Genomic DNA, 20,266 nt, shown 5'->3' with positions numbered 1-20,266 from the left:
CAGTTATGTGCGGTTGGCGCTGTCTAGGTGTTTTTTGCGGGCAAGGGGCTGAGATCGGAAATGAACTTCGTCCCCTCCACCGGGTCAAGGGCCAGAAAACGGATGTCAACAAGCCCGATGGCACCCATTGCCACCCGCAGTTTCTCCTGGAAGACCGGCTGGTGCGTTCCCACGCCACCGCCGATGATGACAGGTCCGTTGGTTTCCAGCAGGGCGGAGAGGTCTCCGAGCATCCGGCACACGTGCCTGACCGCCTCCCCGACGATCACCGCGCTGTCCGAGTCCCCGGCCAGCAGGGCCTCGAAGACCAGCGGGGACTGCTGGGCCCAGTAGCGGCGGTCGGTGTCGCCGTGGAACAGCGCGATCAGCTCATCCGGGGATTCCACGTTGTTGGCATCAAGCACTCGGCGGCCCAGCTCGCCGGGAACTTGTCCCCGGTTGAACTCGCGAAGCGTGTGGCGCACCGCTTCACGCCCCATCCAGTAGCCGCTGGCCTCGTCCCCCAGCAGGTACCCCCAGCCCCCGGCCCGACCCTCCTTGCCCTCGGCATTGACGCCCCAGGCAGCCGAACCGGTGCCCAGGATCACTGCCATGCCGGTGGAGGCATGGCCCGCAGCCAGGATCAGCCGGGTGTCGTGGACCACGAGGATCTCGGCGCCTGGGGCATGGCTCGCGATCAGGGACCGCAGGAACTCGGCGTCCGACTCGGTGTCGATGCCTCCGGCACCGGCCACGACCCGGTCGATATGGCCGGCCCCGAGCGCCGCGAATACCTCGGCGATATTGGCCTTGGCGGTCTCGACACTGACGTTCTGGACGTTGGCACTGCCGCTCTTGGCCTCGGCGAGCTTCGTTTCACCACTCCAGCGCATGGCGTGCGTCTTGGTGCCGCCAATGTCTAGGCCCACCAGGGCCAACGGGGTCTGCCCGGTGTTGCTCATGGATATTCCTTCTCGTGCCGGATGCTAGCGCATCGCCTTGGTGATGATCTCCGCCCATTTCCAGGGCTTAGTGGTGCCGCCCGGCTGGGAGGTGAAGTACTCCCACCCCATGACCCCGCCGAATTCCGGGTACTTGTTACTCAGCTCCTTGACGGTCTTGGCCAATGTATCCACCTCAACGTACCCCCTGCATAGGCTCGGGTCGGTGAGCGTTCCGGCAACAACCTTGTCCGCCGGGTAAACGCCGTAATCCATGATGGCGTCGTAGCCGGCGGTTGTTTCCAGGGTTCCCCAGCCGCAGTAGAACTGCGTGTTGAACCACTCGATGTCGGCGCCGCGTGCTGCGTACAGCTCATCGTAGTTGAACCCGGAGATGCTGGTCCCGCCCTTCAGTGCGGTGGCCACCGGGGCCAGAGTGATGATGAAGTCCTCGCCGAAGTCGGCCTTGAGCTGGTCGATCAGGTTGATGACCCCGGGCAGGGACATGTCTTCCTCAACGTCAAGGTCCAGTCCATCCAGCCCGTAGGTCTGCACCATCTCGCGCAGGTGCGGGTAGTAGGTGTCGAAGGTGTCCAGATCCAGGCGGTCGAAGGTCCCGCGGGCTGCACCTCCGAGCATGCCGATCACATCGACACCGGCATCCTGCATGGTTCCGAGCTCGTCCCACATCCGGTTGAACTTGGCATCCGCGGGAAGGTCGTCGTTCAGCCGGATCTCCCCGGGAGTCTCGTTGACGTGGATGGCCCCGACGATCAGGTCGGTCAATCCGGTCTGGCGCTGGACCATCGGCAGCGGAGAAACGTACGTTCCCTCGTGGTACTGGGTTTGGTAGTACAGGACCGTGCGGCGGGTATCGGTGCCGTCGGCCGGGGCTGGCTGTGCCGTGGCCGCAGTGGGGGCCTGGGCGGTTGGCCCGGCGTTGGCCGCCAGCGGAGCTGCCAGGGCGATGGTCCCGGCGAGCAGTGCTGTGGAGGCGATGGCGGAAAGGCTCCGGAGGTTTTGCTTGGACATGCGGGGTCTAACTCCTTTGGTTGGAAAACGGGACCGCCACTTCTTGTGGCGGTCCCAGCCTTGGAACGAAGAGTTGGGCGTGTCTAGCCCTTGACTCCGCCTTCCTCGACGCCCTTGAAGAAGTGGCGCTGCAGGACGGCAAAGACGATGGCGATCGGGATGAACGCGATCATGGCACCGGCGGCGATGAGCCGCTGATCGGTGGCGAAGGTTCCGGCGAGGTACTGCAGGCCGATGGTCAGGGTGAAGTTTTCCGGGGTGGTCAACACGATCAGCGGCCACAGGAAGTCGTCCCACGCGCCGATGAAGGAGAAGATCGCCACCACGGCGATGGTGCCGCGCACCGAGGGGACGCCGATGTGCCACAATCGCTGCCAGGCGTTGGCGCCGTCGATGACCCCTGCCTGGTCCAGTTCCTCGGGCATGACGCGGAAGGCGTTGTACATCAAGAGCACGTTCAACGGCGCGACCATGCCTGGCAGTGCAACGCCGAGCAGGGTGTCGGCTAGGCCGAGTTCGCTCACCAGCAGGAACTGGGAAACGATGGTTGCCTCGCCGGGCAGGATCAGCGAGGCAAGCAGCAGGCCCAACACGATCTTGGAGCCGCGGAACTTCAGGCGCGCAATGGCGTAGCCGGCCAGCGTGGCGAAGACGATGTTGCCGGTGACTCCCACCGCGGCGACGAACAGGGAGTTGCCGATGAAGGAGAAGATCGGCACGGCCATGAAAGCCCGGATGTAGTTATCGATCGTGGGGCTGGCGGGGAAGAACGAGGGAACATCGGTGTAGATGTCCTCGTCGGCGCCCTTGAGCGAGGTGGAGAACTCCCATAGGAACGGCCCGATGCAGATCAGCAGCACGACGATCAGCAGGACGTAGCGGATCCACTTCTCGGTCGGGGACATGGTCCCGATGCTGCTGAAGCCGCGCTTGGGCTTGCGCCCGGCTTTCTTTTTGGCCTCAGTCGCGGCGGCCTCGGGTGCCTTCCGGGTTTCTTCGAGGGTGCTGTTGGGGGTGCTCATGATTCGTTCACCTTCTTGTTGATTTTGCCCAGGATGAGCAGCGGCACCAGGGTCACGGCAAAGAGCAGGAGGCTCAACGCCGACGCGTACCCCAGGTCACCCGCGAAGCCGCGGGCGTACTGTTGGATCAGCATGACGATCGACATCGCTTCGCCGCCGGGTCCACCGGAGCCGCCGGTGAGGATGTAGAGCTCGGAGAAAACGCGCAGTGCCGAGACGCAGACCAGCACGGCGATCAGTGCCATGGTGTTGCGCACCCCCGGAACCGTGACCGACCAGAAGCGGCGGATCGGGCCGGCCCCGTCCATGGCGGCTGCCTCGTGCAGGTCCTTGCTGACGTTGGCCAGGGCAGCCAGGTAAATGATCATGTAGTAGCCAAGCCCCTTCCACACCGTCAGGCTGATGGCGCTGAAAATGACCAGCCAGCGGTCAGTCAGGAACGGGATGGGCTCGGTGATGAGGCCCAGGGCCTGGGCCATGTTGTTGACCAAGCCCTGCTCGTCAAGCAGCCAGGTCCAGATCAGTGCGACGACCACGGCCGAGGCGATCACCGGGGTGTAGAAGGCAGTGCGAAAGAAGGAAATGCCCTTCAACTTCTTTTCCAACAGCATCGCGATCAGCAGCGGCAGGATGGTCAGCAGGGGCAGGCAGATGAGCATGAAGACTAGGCTGTTGAGCAAAGCATTCATCAGCTGAGGGTCGCGGAACATGTACGAGAAGTTGCTGAGCCCAACGAATTCCACATCCCCGCCAAGCGGCTTGGCGTTGGTGAACGCCAGGATGATGGTGTTGATGGACGGCCAGAAACTGAATACTCCGAGCCATAGCAATGCGGGGGCGACGAACAGCCAGGGGCTGATCCAGCTTTTAGTCTTCATAGTGTGCAGACTTTCTTATAAGGCGCGTGCTAAGGACGGCGGGCCCGGGGTTTGGCCCCTCCACCGGAAAGCTGCGGCTACTTCTGGCGTTCGAGCATTTCGTTGAGGCGTTCGACTGCCTTGTCCAGTGCGTCTTGGCTGGAGATGTCGCCGCGGATGGCCAAGGCGATCTGCTGCCCGGCGTAATCGCTCATGGCGCTATTCACCTCGTACGGCTGCATGTTTTTTGCCGTCTCGAGTGCCTTGAAGGCAATGACCTTGGAATCACTGGAAGCTGTTCCGTCGCTCTTGGAGAAGAATGGGTCCTCGGCCGATTCGATGGTGGAGGGGAAGACATTGACCAGGTGGGCAAACGCGGCTTGGTTCTTGGCGTTGGTCATCCACTTCGCCAGTGCCACGGCCGTGGCCTGGTTCTTGGAATTCGCGGAGACCGACAGGCCCTGCGCATAGAGCGGGGAGATGTCCAAGGCGGGGCTAGCAACTACCGAGCCCTTGAGGCTGGGGTTGTCGCGCTCGAAGTCCGGGATGGAGGTGGCGCCGCCGGTGGTCCAGGCAACTTCGCCCTTGGTGAAGAGCAAGGAGTTGCCCAGGTAGTCGCTGGAGAGAACCGAGGAGGGCATCAGTCCCTTTTGGAAGGCCTGGGCGTACTGGTCGACCAACGCTGCGGCTTCCGGGGTGTTGAACTCGAACTTGGTTCCGTCTTCGCTGAGGATCGGTGCACCGGACAGGGCCAGGTCGCCGAGGCCCGGCTTACGGCTGAGCAGGTATTCCTTGGGGCAGGCTTCGTGCATGATCGCTGCCTGCTCGAAGAGCTCGGAGGTCGTGGCCGGAACCTTGGCCGGGTCCAGTCCACACTTCTCTAGCTTGTCGGTGTTCCAGTAGTTCACATCGGTATTCAGGTACCACGGGTAGGCGTAGGTGCCTTCTGAACCGCGGAACTGGTACGCCGCCAGGGAGCCGGGGATGTAGGTCTGCTCGAGGGTCGGGTCGACCGTGGAGACATCCAGCAGCATCTTCTGTCCGACCAGCGGCAAGGCGAAGTCCGGCGGAAGGTTCACCACGTCGGGCAAAGTACCCGATGCGGCCTGGGTGAGTACCTTGTCGGAGTAGCCGTCACCCGGCTGGTCAATGAGCTTGACTTTGGTTCCGGGGTATTCCTTCTCGAACGCAGCGACCGTCTCGTTGAGGAAGTCGGTGAACTTCGGCGTCAGCGACCAGGTCTGCAGGCTGACTTCGCCGGTGATTTCTCCGCCGCCGGTCTGCACCGGTGCGGTTTGTCCGCCGCCGGTGCATGCAGTCAGGGCCAGCAGTGCCGCGGATGCGGCCATGGCCAGCGATATGCGTCGTCGCATGAGGGATCTCCTATTTAAAAACGTCAGGCGACCGGCGATTGGCCAAGGGCACCTATGAACACCTACGGGTGGAAAACTTCGTGATAAATCGTTATAGCTCTTGAGTAAAGTTTCCACACCGCACTGTGGCTGTCAAGGCTTAATCCACGGACAATTCTATGGTTGGATAAGCAAAGTAGCTAAAAAACCACTAAAACTGGTCTCCACCGCTACAAATCGGTGAAAATGATTTTCGAAGGACGCGACTTACATGCCTAGACAGCGCACCACCATCAGCGATATCGCCCGCGCGGCCGGCGTTTCGAGTGGGGCCGTGTCATTTGCCCTGAACGGGCGACCCGGCGTCAGCGAGGAAACACGTGCCCGGATCTTGCGCATTGCCGACGAGATGCAGTGGCGACCCAACAATGCGGCGCGAGCCCTTCGTGATGCCCGCAGCGACGTCGTGGGGTTCGTCATCGCCCGCCCCGCCCGCACCCTAGGCGTGGAACCGTTCTTTGCGCAACTGATCTCCGGGGTCCAAGCCGGCCTCTCGCGCTCGGAGATTGCCCTGCACATGCTGATCGTCGAAGACACCGAGGCGGAAATCCGCACCTACAAACACTGGTGGAACGAACACCGCGTCGACGGCTGGATCCTCATCGACCTGCACGAGAACGACCCGCGGATTCCCGTGTTGGAGGCCCAGCAGATGCCCGCAATCCTCATTGGCGGGCCCACTGAACACAGCAACATCCCTGCCGTGTGGACCGATGACCGCGAGGCCATGATGACCATCATGTCCTATCTGGCCACCCTGGGACACCGCAGGATCGCCCACGTTGCCGGCATCCCGGGATTCGTGCACACCCAGCGCCGCATGGCGGCAGTGCAGGACGCAATCGAGGAATTCGGCCTCGAATCCGCGGTTTCCTACACCACCGACTTCAGCGATTCACAGGGCGCCTCGATCACCCGGCGGATCCTGTCGCAGCGCAAGGACCGGCCCACGGCCATCGTCTACGACAGCGACGTCATGGCCGTCGCGGGTTCCGGGGTGACGCGGGAAATGGGAGTATCTGTACCCGATGACATCTCCATCGTCGCCTTCGACGACTCGGCGCTCACCAGCCTGGTCTACCCGGGAATCACGTCACTGACCCGCGACACCTTCGCGCTGGGCGAGCAAGTGGTCGGTGCGTTGCTGGAGATCATTTCGGGCAAGGACGTGGCGCTGGACATTGCCGCGGCAGCCCCAACCTTGACGGTTCGCGGCAGCACAGCAGGGCCCCACAGGCACGACACCTAGGCCATCTTTACAGAATCCGGATTGCCCGTGTACGGTTCTTACTAAATCGTATTAGTTTCGGGCGAGTCCGGACCATGCCCGGCGACGTGCCGGCACTGCCGCTCCGCCATGAAACCCTCGATGACTCCACCTGACCGTGCTTCACTCAGAACAGGGCACCCATTGAGCAACAGGATTCTCCAGGACTTTTCTGCCGACACCACGCCCGTGCAGCGCGGCGGGGCCCCGCTGCGCTTCGGCGTGAACTACACCCCCACCCGCGGCTGGTTCCACCACTGGCTCGACTTCGACATCGACCAGGTCTCCCGAGACCTGGACAGCATCGCTGAACTCGGAGCCGACCACATCCGGGCTTTCGCCCTCTGGCCGGTATTCCAGCCCAACCGCAGCCTCATCCGCCCGCAGGCCCTGGCCGACCTGGCCGCCGTCGTGGACGCCGCGGCCGAACGCGGCCTGGATGTCAGTGTCGACGGACTGCAGGGTCACCTGTCCTCCTTCGACTACGTTCCTGCGTGGGCCCAAACCTGGCACCAGCAGAACCTGTTCACCTCGGAGCTGGTGATCGAGGGGCAGTCGGCCTACCTCGAGGCCATCGCCTCCACCCTGGCCGGGCGCCCCAACTTCCTGGGCATGAGCATCGGCAACGAATTTAGCCAGTTCGCCTCCCCGCTGCACCCCAACCGCAGCGAACTCACCGTTGCCCAGGCCGACACCTGGATCAGCACCATGCTTGCGGCCTGCGCGGCGGGTGCCCCGGGCCTAGAACACCACCACTCCGAGTACGACATGTGCTGGTTCGGCGGCGAGCACAGCTTCACCCCGGCCCTGGCCGCGCGCCGCGGACACTCCACCACCATCCACTCCTGGATCTTCAACGGCACCTCCAAGCTTTACGGGGGCATGAGCGAGCAATCCCTGCGCCTGGCCGAATACCTCATCGAACTGGGCCGCGGCTGGTCCACCGACCCGAACCGACCCATCTGGTTGCAGGAAATCGGCGCGCCAGCACCACATGTCTCGGCCGAGGACGCCCCGGCATTCCTCGAAGGATCGCTGAAGTACGCGCTGGACACCGAAAACCTCTGGGGCGTCACATGGTGGTCCTCCCACGACGTGGATACCGCGCTGGCGGATTTCCCGTCCCTGGAATACTCGCTGGGACTGATCGGCAACGACCGCACCATCAAGCCGCAGGGACACGCCTTTGCCAAGGTGGCCGCCGAGGTGCGGACCGCACCGGCCCCGGCTCGGCGCAGCACCGCCCTGGTGCTAGAAGTTGGGGACGAGACCCTTGCCCCGGGAAGGGCCACCTGCGAGCCCGGCGGGGCTTTCTTCGAGGCCTGGATGTCCCTTGCCATGGATGGGGCACGACCGTCGGTTATCCTTGCATCACAAGCAGGCGATGCCTCTTTCCTCGCCGCCCGCGGCATCACCACGGTGCTGACTACCAGGGAGGTCTCGGCCGGCAGCGCCATCTGACCTGCGGCCCTTGGTGCCGTGCACTCCCCCAGCCTTCATTTTTGGAACAGATCTATCCCCACCGGGCCTTGGGTCCGGCGAAAGGCATTCATGCATGACGACATTCCCTTGACCCTCGGACGCGTCAAGCGGGTCCTCGAAGAACGCATCCGCCCAGCCATCCACCCCGTATCTCTCCCGCTGGACATCCAGTGGCACGAACTCCCTGGCGAGCCGATCGCCCCGGCCGAGGCCATGGGCCTTGAATACACCGATTATTCGGTCGGAACCATCTGGGGCGCAGCCTGGGGCACCACGTGGTTCCGCCTGCGCGGCACGGTCCCGGCCGAATGGTCCGGCAAGCGTATCGAGGTCCTCGTGGACCTGGGTTTCGACAAGAACATGCCAGGCTTCCAATGTGAGGGCTTGGTCTACCGCGCCGACGGCATCACCGTGAAGTCGATCAACCCGCGCAACCAGTGGATCCCGGGCGTGGACGTTGCCGAGGGCGGGGAGGAAATCGACTACTTCATCGAGGCAGCCGCGAACCCGGTACTGCTGGACTACCACCCGTTCCTGCCCACCACCGAGGGAGACATCCAGACCTCCTCCTCGCGCAAGCTCTACACCACCCGCCGCATGGACCTAGCGATCTTCGAGCCCGAGGTCCACGAACTCTCGCTGGACCTCGAGGTGCTGCTGGAACTGCAGGCCGAGCTGCCCGAGGGCCCGCGCCGCATGCGCATCCTGCAGGCCATGGACAACTCCCTTGACGTGCTGGATCTGCAGCGCATCACCGAGACCGCACCGGCGGCCCGCGCCGAATTGGTCGAGGTGCTTTCCAAGCGCGCCGACGAGTCCGCGCACCGCATCTCCGCCGTGGGCCACGCCCACATCGACTCCGCCTGGCTCTGGCCGGTGCGCGAAACCATCCGTAAGGTCTCGCGCACCTCTTCCTCCATGGTCGAGCTGCTCGGCGTTGACGAGGACTTCCTCTACGGCATGTCAAGCGCCCAGCAGTACGCATGGATGAAGGACAACCGCCCCGAGGTCTATGCCCGCGTCAAGGAGGCAGTTGCCGCAGGGCGCTTCTTGCCGCTGGGCGGCATGTGGGTCGAATCCGACACCGTCATGCCCTCGGGCGAATCACTGGTCCGCCAGTTCTACTACGGCCAGAAGTTCTTCCGCGAGGAATTCGGCGTCACCTGCGCCGGGGTCTGGCTGCCCGATTCCTTCGGCTACTCCCCCGCGCTGCCGCAGCTGATGAGCCGTGCCGGCTTCGAGTGGTTCTTCACGCAGAAGATTTCCTGGAACCAGCAGAACAAGTTCCCGCACCACACCTTCAACTGGGAGGGCATCGACGGCTCACGCGTCTTCAGCCACTTCCCGTCGATGGACACCTATAACTCGCAGCTCTCCGGCGAAGAGGTGGCCCGCGCCTCGCGCCAGTTCCGCGAGTCCCGCCACGCCACCGGCTCCATTGCACCGGTGGGCTGGGGCGACGGTGGCGGCGGCACCACCCGTGAGATGACCGGCAAGGCGCGCCGCTTGGCCGACCTCGAAGGCAGCGCCACCGTGAAGTGGGAACACCCCGACGAGTTCTTCAAGCGCGCCAAGACCGAGCTGCCCACCCCACCGGTCTGGGTTGGCGAGCTCTATCTGGAGCTGCACCGCGCCACGCTGACTTCCCAGCACCAGACCAAGCAGGGCAACCGCCGCACCGAGCATCTGCTAGTGGAAGCCGAACTCTGGGCCGCCACCGCTGCGGTGTACGCCGGCTTCGAGTACCCGCACAACGAGATCGACGAGCTGTGGCAGCAGGTGCTGCTGCACCAGTTCCACGACATTCTGCCGGGTACCTCTATCGCTTGGGTACACCGCGAGGTAGTGGTCCAATACGCACGGGTCACCGCCGCGGCCGAGGCCATCATCGCCAGCGCCCAGGCACTGCTGGTTGGCCAGGGAGACACCCCGATCCAGCTGAACGCGGCACCGTTCACCCGTGCGGGCCTGCGCACCGGTTCAGCGGCCGCCGTGGCCGAGCTGGCCCCGGCCACCGACAAGGTCACCGCCACCGAGTCGGCGGACGGCATCGTGCTGAGCAACGAGCTGGTTACCATCACCATCTCAGCCGAAGGCCTGATCACCTCCGCACTGGACCATTCCACCAGGCGCGAGAGCATTGCCGCGGGCACCGAGGCCAACCTGTTGCAGCTGCACCAGGACTTCCCGAACATGTGGGACGCCTGGGACGTGGACAAGTACTACCGCAACCAGGTCACCGACCTGCGCGAACTGGACTCGCTCACGCTGTCCACCGATGCCGATGGCACCGCCCGCGTTCTCATCGAGCGCAGCTTCTCCGCCTCCACCGTGCGCCAGGAACTGACCCTCGCCCCGAGCTCCAAGGTGTTGCAGATTGAGCAGGTCACCGACTGGCACGAGACCGAGAAGTTCCTGAAGGTCGCGTTCCCGCTGGATATCCGTGCCGAGCACGCGATCGCCGAGACCCAGTTCGGTTACCACAAGCGCGTCACCCACGTGAACACCAGCTGGGAGGCCGCGAAGTTCGAGACCTCGATGCACCGCTTCGTGCTGGCCGAGGAGCCCGGCTTCGGGGCAGCGCTGATCAACGACTCCATCTACGGTTTCGATGTCACCCGCGATTCCACCAAGGCCGGGGTGATGACCAATATGCGCCTCTCGCTGCTGCGCGCCCCGCGCTTCCCGGATCCGGAAACCGACCAGGGCATCCAGAGCCACCGCTACGGCCTGGTCATCGGCGCGGACATCGCCGCGGCCACCGAGGCCGGTGCGTTGCTAAACAGCGACGCACGTACCATCAACGGCGCCAACGGGTTTGACCCGCTGGTCACCGTCGAGGGCGAGGGCATCGTGCTCTCCAACGTCAAGTTGGCCGGGGACAAGAGCGGCGACCTGGTCGTGCGCGTCTATGAGTCCCTGGGCCGCCGCGCGGCGGGCACCGTGAAGGTGCACCGTCCGGTGGCAGGCGCCTCGGCGATCTCCCTGCTGGAAGATCCCCTTGAGGGTGAAGACGGCGTTGCCGAGCTCGCCGACGGCGCGGTGAGCCTTGCGTTGACCGCCTTTGAGGTGCGCACCCTGCGCTTCAAGCTCAAGGGCTAGTCACCAAAAATAGCCAGGGGCGCCTTGTCTTGCGGACCAAGAGGTCTGCAAGACAAGGTGCCCTTTTCTTTAGGTGCGTTCGGGCAAGTTTTGCCGTGCGAGGGTAGGGCTATGCGCTTCAACCAGCAGTCCACCGATGGATGGTAGATCTAGCCGACCCCGACACCGTGCCCAGCTGGCTCGATGAGAGTCCCAATCGACAGGTTCAGGCTGTCGTAACAGTCAGGCTCTGCTGTCACCCCCTTGGAGCGGACTCGATGGCGGTGCGTATGACGTTGCCTCGATGTCCGGTCTTCGCCAATGCCTGAAATGTCAGGGGCCGCTGCTCGGCGGCTACACTTCGGATGATGAGGGACGTGGAGAAGAATTGATCGAGAGTAGACCCACGATCTCACCACTGGATTCGCAACTGAGCGCATCACACGACACGTTTCTGGCCGAGCGTTCCCTCGCGCTGGGGCGCGAAGCACTGGGCATTGAACTGCTACCCGAGCGTGGAGTACCTTCAACGACGGGTGCCCGGAGCACGCACGGTCGAGGGCGAGGCACGGGAGCTGTTAAGGATCATCCGCCGCATGACCCCGTCCCAACCCGACGCGGGCATCAACCTCATGCTCACTTCCCCGCCATACATGACCGCGGAGCATCACGAGGCCGACCCACTCACTTGATCCGCGATTGCACCCGCGTGTTCGAGCAGCACCTCAGCTCTGTGGGAGTCATCGGGATCGTGTGGGTTCAATACCCCCACGATTTGGTGTCCGACGTGTTGCTCGTGTTTCAGCGGCCTTCTGTTGCGCGGCCCGTGTAGTCGAGACCGATGTTCCCCTATTCCGGGCCAGAGCGACGGCCGGCCATGATCAAGGTGCGCTCCGGAGGCGGTGGTTAGGTGTCCGTAGCGAAGACCTCCAGCTGCCGCAGGGTCATCGCGTCGCGTGCCGTGAAGCGCAAACCGGTCACCTGACCGAATGACTGACCAAGATCCGCTGCAAGGCGGAACACACGGGTCTGACCTGCCCAGTTGAATTCCTCGGTGGTGCGCCGCTCGGTGGCCAGGGGCTTCCCGTCGACACCGAACAGGTCGATGCGCCAGCCGAGGCTGCCCGGGACCGCTGCGGTGAGCGTGTATAAATCCACGGCGGCGCCGGCAACGAAATCGATCTGAACGCTGTCCCCAGCCCCCAGCACCACGGGTGTTGCCCCGGTGTCGTCAATCAGGGTGCCGGCTCCGGGCACCCCGGACACAGCGCGCGCACCGGCCGTGGCATCGAGCAACAGCGAGCTGAACCCGTGCAGGGCGGAGGCCGAGGCCGGCCGTGTTTCCGCCGCCCAGCCCGAGGGCTCCGCGCAAAGCGTGAACTCCAGGTGCGCGCCGGAAGCCAGCAGGGAGTGCGGGACCGAGATCTCGTTCCATTCCTGGCCGTTGATGCGCATTGATTCGATGTAGCTGCCGTGCGCCTGGGGATTGGTGACCTCGATGGTGATCGCTTCTCCCCCGGTGGGGCGCAGCACCGCACGCTCAATTGACGGAGGGATCAACACGTAGCTGCCGGAGGCCGGCGCCAGCGGGTAGAGACCGAGGGTGGCGAAGATGTACCAGCCGCTCATTTCCCCGTTATCCTCATCGCCCGGGGAGCCCTGGCCGATGTCCGAGCCCACGAAGAGCCGGGAAATAGCCTCGCGCACGATCCGGTGCGCGTCGTCGTGCCTGCCGGCAAACATGTACATGAACGGGATGTGGTGGGCGGGCTGGTTGGACAGACCCAGCATCCCCATGCGCACATCGCGGGCCTCGGTCATCTCGTGGATGGCGAACCCGTAGGACCCTGACTTGGACTCATCCCCGGTCTCGGGGGTGTCGAAGAAGGTATCCAGCGCCTGGCCCAGGCCCGCTTCGCCGCCGTGGAGCTCGGCCAACCCCGCACCGTCGTGCGGGACCGTGAAGGCGGTGCCCCAGGCATTGGTCTCGGTGTAGTCGTGTCCCCATTCCGCAGGGTCGAATCCGGCTTCCACGCGCCAGGCCCCGCCGGGGTTCCTGCCGATGAAGAAGCCGCGCTCGGTGTCGAACACTTCCCGGTAGCTCAGGGAGCGGCGGGCGAAGTACTCGTGTTCGGCCCCGTAGCGGGCGGCGGCCGCCGAGCCCGCGGATGCCTTGGCGGCCAGCAGTGCGGCCATCTGGGCCAGCGCCCAGTCGTTGATGGCGTTGTCCAGCGTCCAGGACATGCCCTCGCCGGTGGCGGTGTCGATGTAGCCGCGGAAAATGCCGGGGTGAATTCCCTTGCGCCCGACCTTCTGGTTCGCGGCCGGCACCGTCGCGTTCTTCACCGCCGAGGCGTAGGCCTCTTCCAGTTTCAGTCCTGGCACGTTCTTGACCAGCAGGTCGGCGAAGACGGTGTCGCTGGTGGTGCCGGTCATGCAGTCCTCGGCGCTCGGGGCGCTCCAGCGCGGGGTCCAGCCGCCGTCGTGGAAGTGCTGGACGAAGCCCTGGGCCAGTTCGCCGGCCTCGGCCGGGGTGAGCAGACCCAGCAGCGGCCAGGCCGTGCGGTAGGTATCCCAGAAGCCGTTGGTGGTCGAGAGCTCCCCGTCCATGATCTCGGCCCCCGGTTCCTCCCGGACCGGTTCGGTGAGCACTTCCCCATAGGGCGAGCGGTAGCGTTTGGTGCCATCGCTTCCGGGTTCCCCTGCCCGGTTCGGGTACAGGAATAGCCGGTACAGGCCCGAGTACAGGCTAGTCAGCTGGTCGGCGCTGGCTCCTGCAACCTCGAGGGTGGAAAGCTTGCTCTCCCACTGCGCGCGGCAGGATTCCAGCATGGTCTCAAAGCCGCCGGCGGCCGTGAGGTTGGCCGCGGCCTGGGCATAGTCGACGGTCGAGATGCCCAGCAACACATCCACGCGGCCCTGCGCATCCGGGGTTGCCCCCACGTAGCCGCGCAGCCGACCCTCGACCAGCCGCAGATGGTTCCCGGCGGCTCGGGGAATGCGCACATGCAGGTAGTGCGGGGGCGTGTTTTCGCGGTCATCCAGGTGCGCCTCGAGGACCAGGTCTTCGCCATCGGCACGCGTGCGCATTTCGGTGACCGTGCCGTGGTGGTCGACGATGATGGAGGCGGTGTCACCGGGGAAGGTGAAGCGCATGCCCAGTGCGAAGGCGCCGGCGGTCAGCTCGGCGCTGAGACCGCCCTCGAGGTCGACTCCGTAGCGGTGCGGGCCGGGTCGCTCCGCGCCGTGGGTGAATCCCAGGGCGCGGGCCTCGCGGGAGACTTCGGGGACAGCCCGGGGGCTAGGCATGATCTGAAAGACGCCGCGGTCCCCCATCCACGGGCTCGGGATGTGGGAGGTCGCGAAGGCCTGGATGGTCGGCTTGTTGTCGGTTGCCCGGTTGTCGGCATGGTAGGAATAGGGCCAGTTGCCGCGAGCGGCGTTGGTCATCGGCAGACCGAAGACTCCGCCATGCGGAACGGCGACCAGCGGGGCGTTGTTGCCCCGGGAGAAGCGGTCCGAGGACTGGGTCCCGCGCGTGGTCACCACGGCGTCCAGCGCGGTGGCCGGCGCCGGGGCGGCCTCGTGGATGTCGATGTCGTCGAAGAAGACGCGGATGTCGGTGCGCTCGGATCCCTTGATGACCGCCAGGACCCGGGCCACCTGCTTGCCGATCACCGCGTCCAGCCCCACCGCGCGGCGGTTCCACTGGTCGACCCACATGGCCTTGGCCGCTGCCTGGGCATCGGGGCCGAGCCCGGCACCGTACTGGTCTGTCGCCTCCAGCTCGCTGAGGCGGGTTCCGTCGGTGAACTCGATGTCGATGGCGGCCGCCGTGGCGTCCCAGAGCTGGGGCACGGGTCCCGCACCTTCGGGGAAGAGAACCCACTGGATTTCTTCCCCGGCCCGGATCACCCGGTTCTCCAGGGCGCCGGGTACCACCAGCACACAGGTCCCTGCCCCTTGTTCCACGTCCGCTCTGAAGGCCTCGAGCGAGGTGAAGCCGACCCCGTTCCTCGCTGCGACGGCAGTGCCGGGCCCCCCGAGGCGCTGAAGTTCGGTTAATACTCTCATCTGGGGTCCGTTCCCTTGTTTCCACCGCGAAGGCGACCAGCTGCGGCGCCTGTTGCGCGGACATTTACTTGTCCCGACACGGCTTCACACGAAACTGATAAATCGATTTATCTACCCCATCGTTCCGTACTCGCCGGGTCGGCGCAACCCCTTGCGGCCAGGCTCATTCCTATGAAGACGCTGTCCGGATCCGCGCCAAAGGAACCGAAGGGCCAGCACGGCCTGAAGCCGTGGCGCCGATACAACCTGCGCGCGAAGGCAAAGAAGTCGTCGCTTCCCGTTTCCAGATACAGCCACCCGTCGAAGCGGACGCGCGTCTCGTCCATGATTCGTCCCAGCAAGCGGGCGGCGATGCCTCGAGTTGATCTTCCCGGGCAAGGGGTCCAGCTCTTTCAGGGCGCCGCAGGCGAGCAGGGTCCGCGCCGTCCCACGCGGTCAAGAACGTGATCTCTGGCGCGCAGAGGCGCGGTGGTCAAGGGCGTGGACGCTGTTCCTCGGGGAGGCGGCGAACATGTCCGTCGGGTGTTCGTCCAGCAGCCGCCGGGCATTCGGGGTCATGCCAACTCTTCCCCGGGAACGCGACCGGCGGCTGGTCACCTTCCGCCGCGGGGGCACGCGGAGCGATGAACACCGCCGGCTGTTTGCCGGCTGGGCCTTGGAGTGCGCCGAGCCCGTGTTGCCGCTCTTCGTGGACCGTCATCGAGGTCGGCCGGGGCTGGATCCGCGGCGAGGTGCCGGTGCGCGAGGCACACCGGGAGGCCTTTACGGCCGATGCCGCGGCACGCGGGATGCCAGATCCGGTGAAGTTCGCGGCGCTTGCGTCAGGCTAGGCCGTTATCGTGGCCCACGTGGCAGCCCACGACGTGGGCGCCACAGCATGTGCTGGAACGCCTTGATCGACTAACCTGACCCGTAGACATCACTGTCGATGCCGGGCGGGCCTCCTGTTTTCGAAAAAGCGGGTGTTACTTCGCGGCCAGATCTGCCAAGGTGGCGATGAGCAGGCGGCGCTCAACGAGCTTGATGCGCTCATGCAGCGAATCTTCGGTGTCATCGGGGCTGATGACCACCGCTTCCTGGCGCAGGATCGGACCGGTGTCCACGCCGGCATCGGCGATGTGCACGGTGCAACCGGTGACCTTGACACCGTAGGCCAGCGCGTCGCGGACCCCGTGGGCGCCCGGGAATGAAGGCAGCAGGGCGGGGTGCGTGTTGATGTAGGTGCCATCAAAGGCGTTGATGAATTCCTCACCGACGATGCGCATGAAGCCCGAAGACACCACATAATCCGGCGCGTAGGAGAGGCACTTTTGGGTCAGTGCGTGGTTCCAGTCGGCACGCTCGGCGAAGTCCTTGAAATTCACCACAAAGGTTTCGATCCCGGCCGCGGCGGAGCGTTGCACCCCAAAGGTCCCCGCCTTATCCGCACCGACAGCGGCGATCTCAACATTTTGTAGCGAGCCGTCGGCGACGGCGTCGATAACTGACTGGAGGTTGGACCCGGTGCCGGAGACAAGAACTACGATGCGCATGGCTTCAAGTTTAGTGGGCGCGGGCCAGTTCCTCGGACAGGTCAAGGGAGCTGGCGATCAATCGCGCGGTATAGGGGTGCGCCGGGTTGATGTAGATCTGTTCGGTGTCCCCGGCTTCCACAATGCGACCATCCTTCATGACGATGACTCGCTGGCACAGATGGCGGATGACCGAAAGATCGTGGGAGACCAAAAGTAGCGTCAACGCGTATTCGTCCACCAGATCAGCGATCAAGTTCAACACCTGGGCTCGCACCGAAACATCCAACGCGGAGACCGGCTCATCTGCCACCAGGATCCGCGGGCGATTTACCAGGGCACGGGCGATGGAGATGCGTTGGCGCTGCCCGCCGGAGAACTGATGCGGATAGCGGTTCGCTGAATCTGGCTCAAGTCCCACCGAGTTCAACATCTTGAGCACCGTGGCACGCCGAGCGGCCGCGTCCAGACTCTGACCCGGTACCAGCAACGGCTCGGCGACAATATCTGCCACTCTCATCCGCGGGTCAAGAGAACCCAACGGGTCCTGGAAGATGATCTGCAGCTCGCTACGCAGCGCGCTCAGATCCGCTTCGCGCGCACCTGCTATGGAGGTGCCGGCCACGACGGCGTCGCCGCCGGTGGGGGTATCGAGCCCGGCCAAAATGCGTAGCAACGTGGATTTGCCCGAGCCAGATTCCCCCACGATACCCACGCGTTCCCCCGGCACCACGGTGAAATCGATATTGGCCAGCGCGTGAACCACCGGACGCGGGCCCAAGAGTGAAGTGCGCGCGCGGTGGTAGCTGCGACTCAGGTTGCTGGCGGTGATCAATGGTGCGATCGCGCGGTGAGTTGGCGTGGGGGAAGACTCGGTGGAAAAAGACGCAGCGAAGGGTCGGGGATTCGGGATCGCGACTACTGGTTCCGGCGCGGCCGCACGGAGCGCCGGCGGTTGGTAGTTCCCCGCCGTCGCCACGGTAAACAGACGCCCACGCTCATCGGTGGCCGACATGTCACTGGCCGCCAGCAGCGCCCGAGTGTAGGGGTGATTCGGGGCGGAAAAGACGGTATCGATCTCTCCCTGTTCAACGATCCGCCCCTGGTTCAGCACCAAGACCCGAGTGCACATCCGCGCGACCACCGCCAGATCGTGAGTGATAAAGAGCAGGCCGGTGCCGCGCGCAGTGACCTGCTCCGAAATCAGCTCCAGCACCTGGGACTGCACCGTGACATCTAGTGCGGTGGTCGGCTCATCACACAGGAGCAATTGCGGATCGTTCGCTAGGGCCATGGCGATCATGACCCGTTGCCGCTGCCCGCCGGAGAGCTGGTGCGGGTAGGCGTTGGCGGCCTGAGCGGGATCGGGGATCTGCACCGATGCCAACAACTCGATGGCCCGGGCACGCGCTGCGGCACGGGTACCCAGGGTGCGATGGATGAGCAGCACCTCGGCCACCTGCGCACCGATTTTCATCAAGGGGTTCAGCGCGCTGAGTGGCTCCTGGAACACCATCGAAATTTCATCGCCGCGCAGCGGGGCCATGGCCCGTTCCGGGGCGGTGAGCAGATTGTGCTCAAAGCCGTGCAGTCTTCCGGTCCCGGACACGCTCAGTTCTTCGGGCAACAAGCCCAGCAGAGCCGTGGCGGTGAGTGATTTGCCGGACCCAGATTCCCCGATCAGCCCGATGCGTTCCCCGGTGGCCATCGAGAAGGAAAGATCTGACACCAGCGTTCGTTCACCGGCGGAAATGGACAGGCCCGAGACCTCCAAGAGTTGGCGCTCACTCATGCCTTACCCCGTCCCAACTTCGGATCAAATTTATCGCGCAAGCCATCGCCCAGCAGGTTAAACCCCAGCACCGCCACGGCAATGCTCACCCCGGGCACGATGGTCAGCAGCGGGAAGGTGCCCCAGTATTGCTGGGATTCCTGCAACATCCGGCCCCACGAGGGAACCGGCGGCGGTGTGCCCAGCCCCAGGAAGGACAGCGCAGCCTCCGCCAAGACGGCCAGGGCGAAGGTCACCGAGCATTGCACCAGCAGCATCCCGGTGATGTTGGGCAGCACGTGGCGCAGCGCTATACGCACCGGCGGTTGGGCAGCGGCGCGAGCGGCAAGCACAAATTCGGCATTCATCACCTGGAGCGTGCCGGCCCGCGCCACCCGGGCAAAGCCCGGCACCGAGGCCAGCCCGATGGCGACCATCGCGCTGACGGTTGATGCACCGTAAATTGCCGCGAACATGATCGCCAGCAGCAGGGCCGGGAAGGCCAACAGGATATCGGAGGCGCGCATCGTCACTTCCTCCACCGCGCCACGTTTCATCCCCGCCCAAATGCCCAGCGGCGTGCCAATCAGCGCGGCGATGGACACCGAGAGCACCCCGACCAGCAGAGTGATTCGCGCGCCCACCAGGATCCGCGAGAGTAGATCACGGCCCAGCTGATCGGTGCCCAACCAGTGCGTGGCGCTCGGGGTACTCAAGCGCACCGAGGGGTTGGCCTGCACCGGATCATAGGGGGTGAAGACCAAGGACAGCAGCGCGCTCAGCAGCACCACCGCGACCAGTATCGATCCCATGAGCAAGGTGGAGTTAACCCCGGAGGCCGGCGATCCGGCAGAATTTTTAGCGCGGGACAAGAACATCTTTTTCATTCTTTAGGCCGCCCGAATGCGCGGGTCGAGGATGGTATAGAGCATGTCCACCAGCAGGTTAACGATCAGCGTGATGGCCACCAGCACCATCACCACCGATTGGACGGTGAGCAGGTCGCGGTTGCCCACCGCGGCCAGCAGCATTGAGCCCAGCCCCGGAATAACAAAAACGCGCTCGATGACCACCGCGCCAATGATCAGCGCGGAGAATTGCACGGAGGTGACCGTCAGCACCGGAATCGCCGCGTTACGCAATCCATGTTTGGCCAGCGCACGCAGCGGGGAGAGACCCTTGGCGCGGGCGGTACGCAGATAGTCCTCGTGCATGATGCCCAGCACCGCCGATCGTACGTAGCGCACTAAGATGGCCGACTGCACACCGGCCAGCGCCATCACCGGCAGCACCAGCCTCGAGAGGAAGGAGGAAAAACCTTCCACCGGGGCCACCCAACCGTTGGCCGGCAGCCAGCCCAGCCGCAGCGCAAAAAATGAAACCAAGACGATGCCCAGCAGGAACCCGGGGATGGCGATGCCCAGCTGGCTCAGGGCCGAGATCAGCGTGCCGCTGGGTTTGTTGTGGCGTACCGCGGCAATGGTGCCGGCCGGGATGGCGATGGCCAGGGCCAGCGCCATGGCCAGGGTGACAAGAATCAGCGAGACCTGCACTTTGTCTGCCACCAGCGGTGAGATATCCGTGCGGGTCACATACGAGATGCCGAAGTCCCCGCGCCAGAGCCCGGAGAACCAATCCCAGTACTGCACCACCAGCGGGCGATCCGTTCCAAATTGGTGCGCGAGGGAGGCAACGATCTGCGGTGAGGCATTTTCTCCGGCGGCAATCACCGCGGGATCCCCGGGCAGCACCCGCATCATCGCGAACACAGCGATGGTGGCTACACACAAGGAGAGCACAAATCGGGCCAGGTTCGAGCCCAGTCGCAGCAACATCT

14 protein-coding genes are annotated in these 20,266 nt (G+C 64.6%); 4 read left to right on the top strand and 10 right to left on the bottom strand.

Annotated elements, in window-relative coordinates; genetic code table 11:
• Positions 1–23: 23 nt before the first annotated feature.
• From HED64_RS11575 to HED64_RS11555, 5 genes are all read right to left on the bottom strand, one after another.
• Complete coding sequence (locus HED64_RS11575) at positions 24–941, bottom strand: N-acetylglucosamine kinase (RefSeq protein WP_168152163.1); 918 nt, start codon at positions 939–941, stop codon at positions 24–26.
• A 24-nt stretch (positions 942–965) separates the two neighbouring features.
• Positions 966–1,952 carry a glycosyl hydrolase family 18 protein gene (locus tag HED64_RS11570; RefSeq protein WP_168152162.1) on the bottom strand — a complete coding sequence of 329 codons (987 nt, stop codon included), beginning with the start codon at positions 1,950–1,952 and terminating at the stop codon, positions 966–968.
• An 83-nt stretch (positions 1,953–2,035) separates the two neighbouring features.
• Positions 2,036–2,974, bottom strand: coding sequence for a carbohydrate ABC transporter permease (locus HED64_RS11565; RefSeq protein WP_168152161.1), 939 nt, complete (start codon positions 2,972–2,974; stop codon positions 2,036–2,038).
• The gene (locus tag HED64_RS11560) at positions 2,971–3,852 is read right to left on the bottom strand and encodes a carbohydrate ABC transporter permease (RefSeq protein ID WP_168152160.1); all 882 of its coding nucleotides are present in this window, start codon (positions 3,850–3,852) and stop codon (positions 2,971–2,973) included. Before HED64_RS11560 ends, HED64_RS11565 begins: the two co-directional genes overlap by 4 nt.
• A 77-nt stretch (positions 3,853–3,929) precedes the next feature.
• On the bottom strand, positions 3,930–5,204 hold the full coding sequence (locus tag HED64_RS11555) for an ABC transporter substrate-binding protein (protein WP_168152159.1): 1,275 nt from the start codon (positions 5,202–5,204) through the stop codon (positions 3,930–3,932).
• 250 nt (positions 5,205–5,454) lie between these two features.
• Here HED64_RS11555 and HED64_RS11550 point away from each other — a divergent pair, with 250 nt between their 5' ends.
• The 3 genes from HED64_RS11550 to HED64_RS19680 all read left to right on the top strand — a co-directional run bounded on the left by HED64_RS11550 (position 5,455) and on the right by HED64_RS19680 (position 11,094).
• On the top strand, positions 5,455–6,492 hold the full coding sequence (locus HED64_RS11550; protein WP_168152158.1) for a LacI family DNA-binding transcriptional regulator: 1,038 nt from the start codon (positions 5,455–5,457) through the stop codon (positions 6,490–6,492).
• Positions 6,493–6,654: 162 nt separating this feature from the next.
• Positions 6,655–7,971, top strand: a complete 1,317-nt coding sequence (locus HED64_RS11545; RefSeq protein ID WP_245325945.1) for a glycoside hydrolase 5 family protein — start codon at positions 6,655–6,657, stop codon at positions 7,969–7,971.
• A gap of 90 nt (positions 7,972–8,061) precedes the next feature.
• Entirely contained in the window at positions 8,062–11,094 is a 3,033-nt protein-coding gene (locus HED64_RS19680; RefSeq protein WP_210149608.1) for an alpha-mannosidase, read from the top strand.
• An 885-nt stretch (positions 11,095–11,979) separates the two neighbouring features.
• Here HED64_RS19680 and HED64_RS11515 read toward each other — a convergent pair.
• Positions 11,980–15,147 (bottom strand): GH92 family glycosyl hydrolase, encoded by a 3,168-nt coding sequence (locus HED64_RS11515; RefSeq protein WP_168152153.1) that lies wholly within the window; start codon positions 15,145–15,147, stop codon positions 11,980–11,982.
• A 623-nt stretch (positions 15,148–15,770) separates the two neighbouring features.
• On the opposite strand from HED64_RS11515, the gene HED64_RS20315 reads away from it, so the two are divergent.
• Positions 15,771–15,977 carry a putative immunity protein gene (locus tag HED64_RS20315; protein WP_483428611.1) on the top strand — a complete coding sequence of 69 codons (207 nt, stop codon included), beginning with the start codon at positions 15,771–15,773 and terminating at the stop codon, positions 15,975–15,977.
• 135 nt (positions 15,978–16,112) lie between these two features.
• On the opposite strand, the gene purN is transcribed toward HED64_RS20315, so the two are convergent.
• From purN to HED64_RS11495, 4 genes are read right to left on the bottom strand one after another with little or no spacing between them, the layout of a single operon-like run.
• Positions 16,113–16,679 carry a phosphoribosylglycinamide formyltransferase gene (gene purN, locus HED64_RS11510; protein ID WP_168152152.1) on the bottom strand — a complete coding sequence of 189 codons (567 nt, stop codon included), beginning with the start codon at positions 16,677–16,679 and terminating at the stop codon, positions 16,113–16,115.
• A 10-nt stretch (positions 16,680–16,689) separates the two neighbouring features.
• On the bottom strand, positions 16,690–18,450 hold the full coding sequence (locus tag HED64_RS11505; RefSeq protein WP_168152151.1) for a dipeptide ABC transporter ATP-binding protein: 1,761 nt from the start codon (positions 18,448–18,450) through the stop codon (positions 16,690–16,692).
• On the bottom strand, positions 18,447–19,307 hold the full coding sequence (locus HED64_RS11500; protein WP_168152150.1) for an ABC transporter permease: 861 nt from the start codon (positions 19,305–19,307) through the stop codon (positions 18,447–18,449). Before HED64_RS11500 ends, HED64_RS11505 begins: the two co-directional genes overlap by 4 nt.
• Before the next feature lie 12 nt (positions 19,308–19,319).
• A complete protein-coding gene (locus HED64_RS11495; protein ID WP_168152149.1) occupies positions 19,320–20,264 on the bottom strand; it encodes an ABC transporter permease in 945 nt (314 codons plus the stop codon).
• Positions 20,265–20,266 lie beyond the last annotated feature (2 nt).

Origin of the sequence: Paeniglutamicibacter terrestris, assembly GCF_012271785.1 — a bacterium.
GTDB lineage: Bacteria > Actinomycetota > Actinomycetes > Actinomycetales > Micrococcaceae > Paeniglutamicibacter > Paeniglutamicibacter terrestris.
This window is presented reverse-complemented; position numbering and strand designations above follow the sequence as displayed.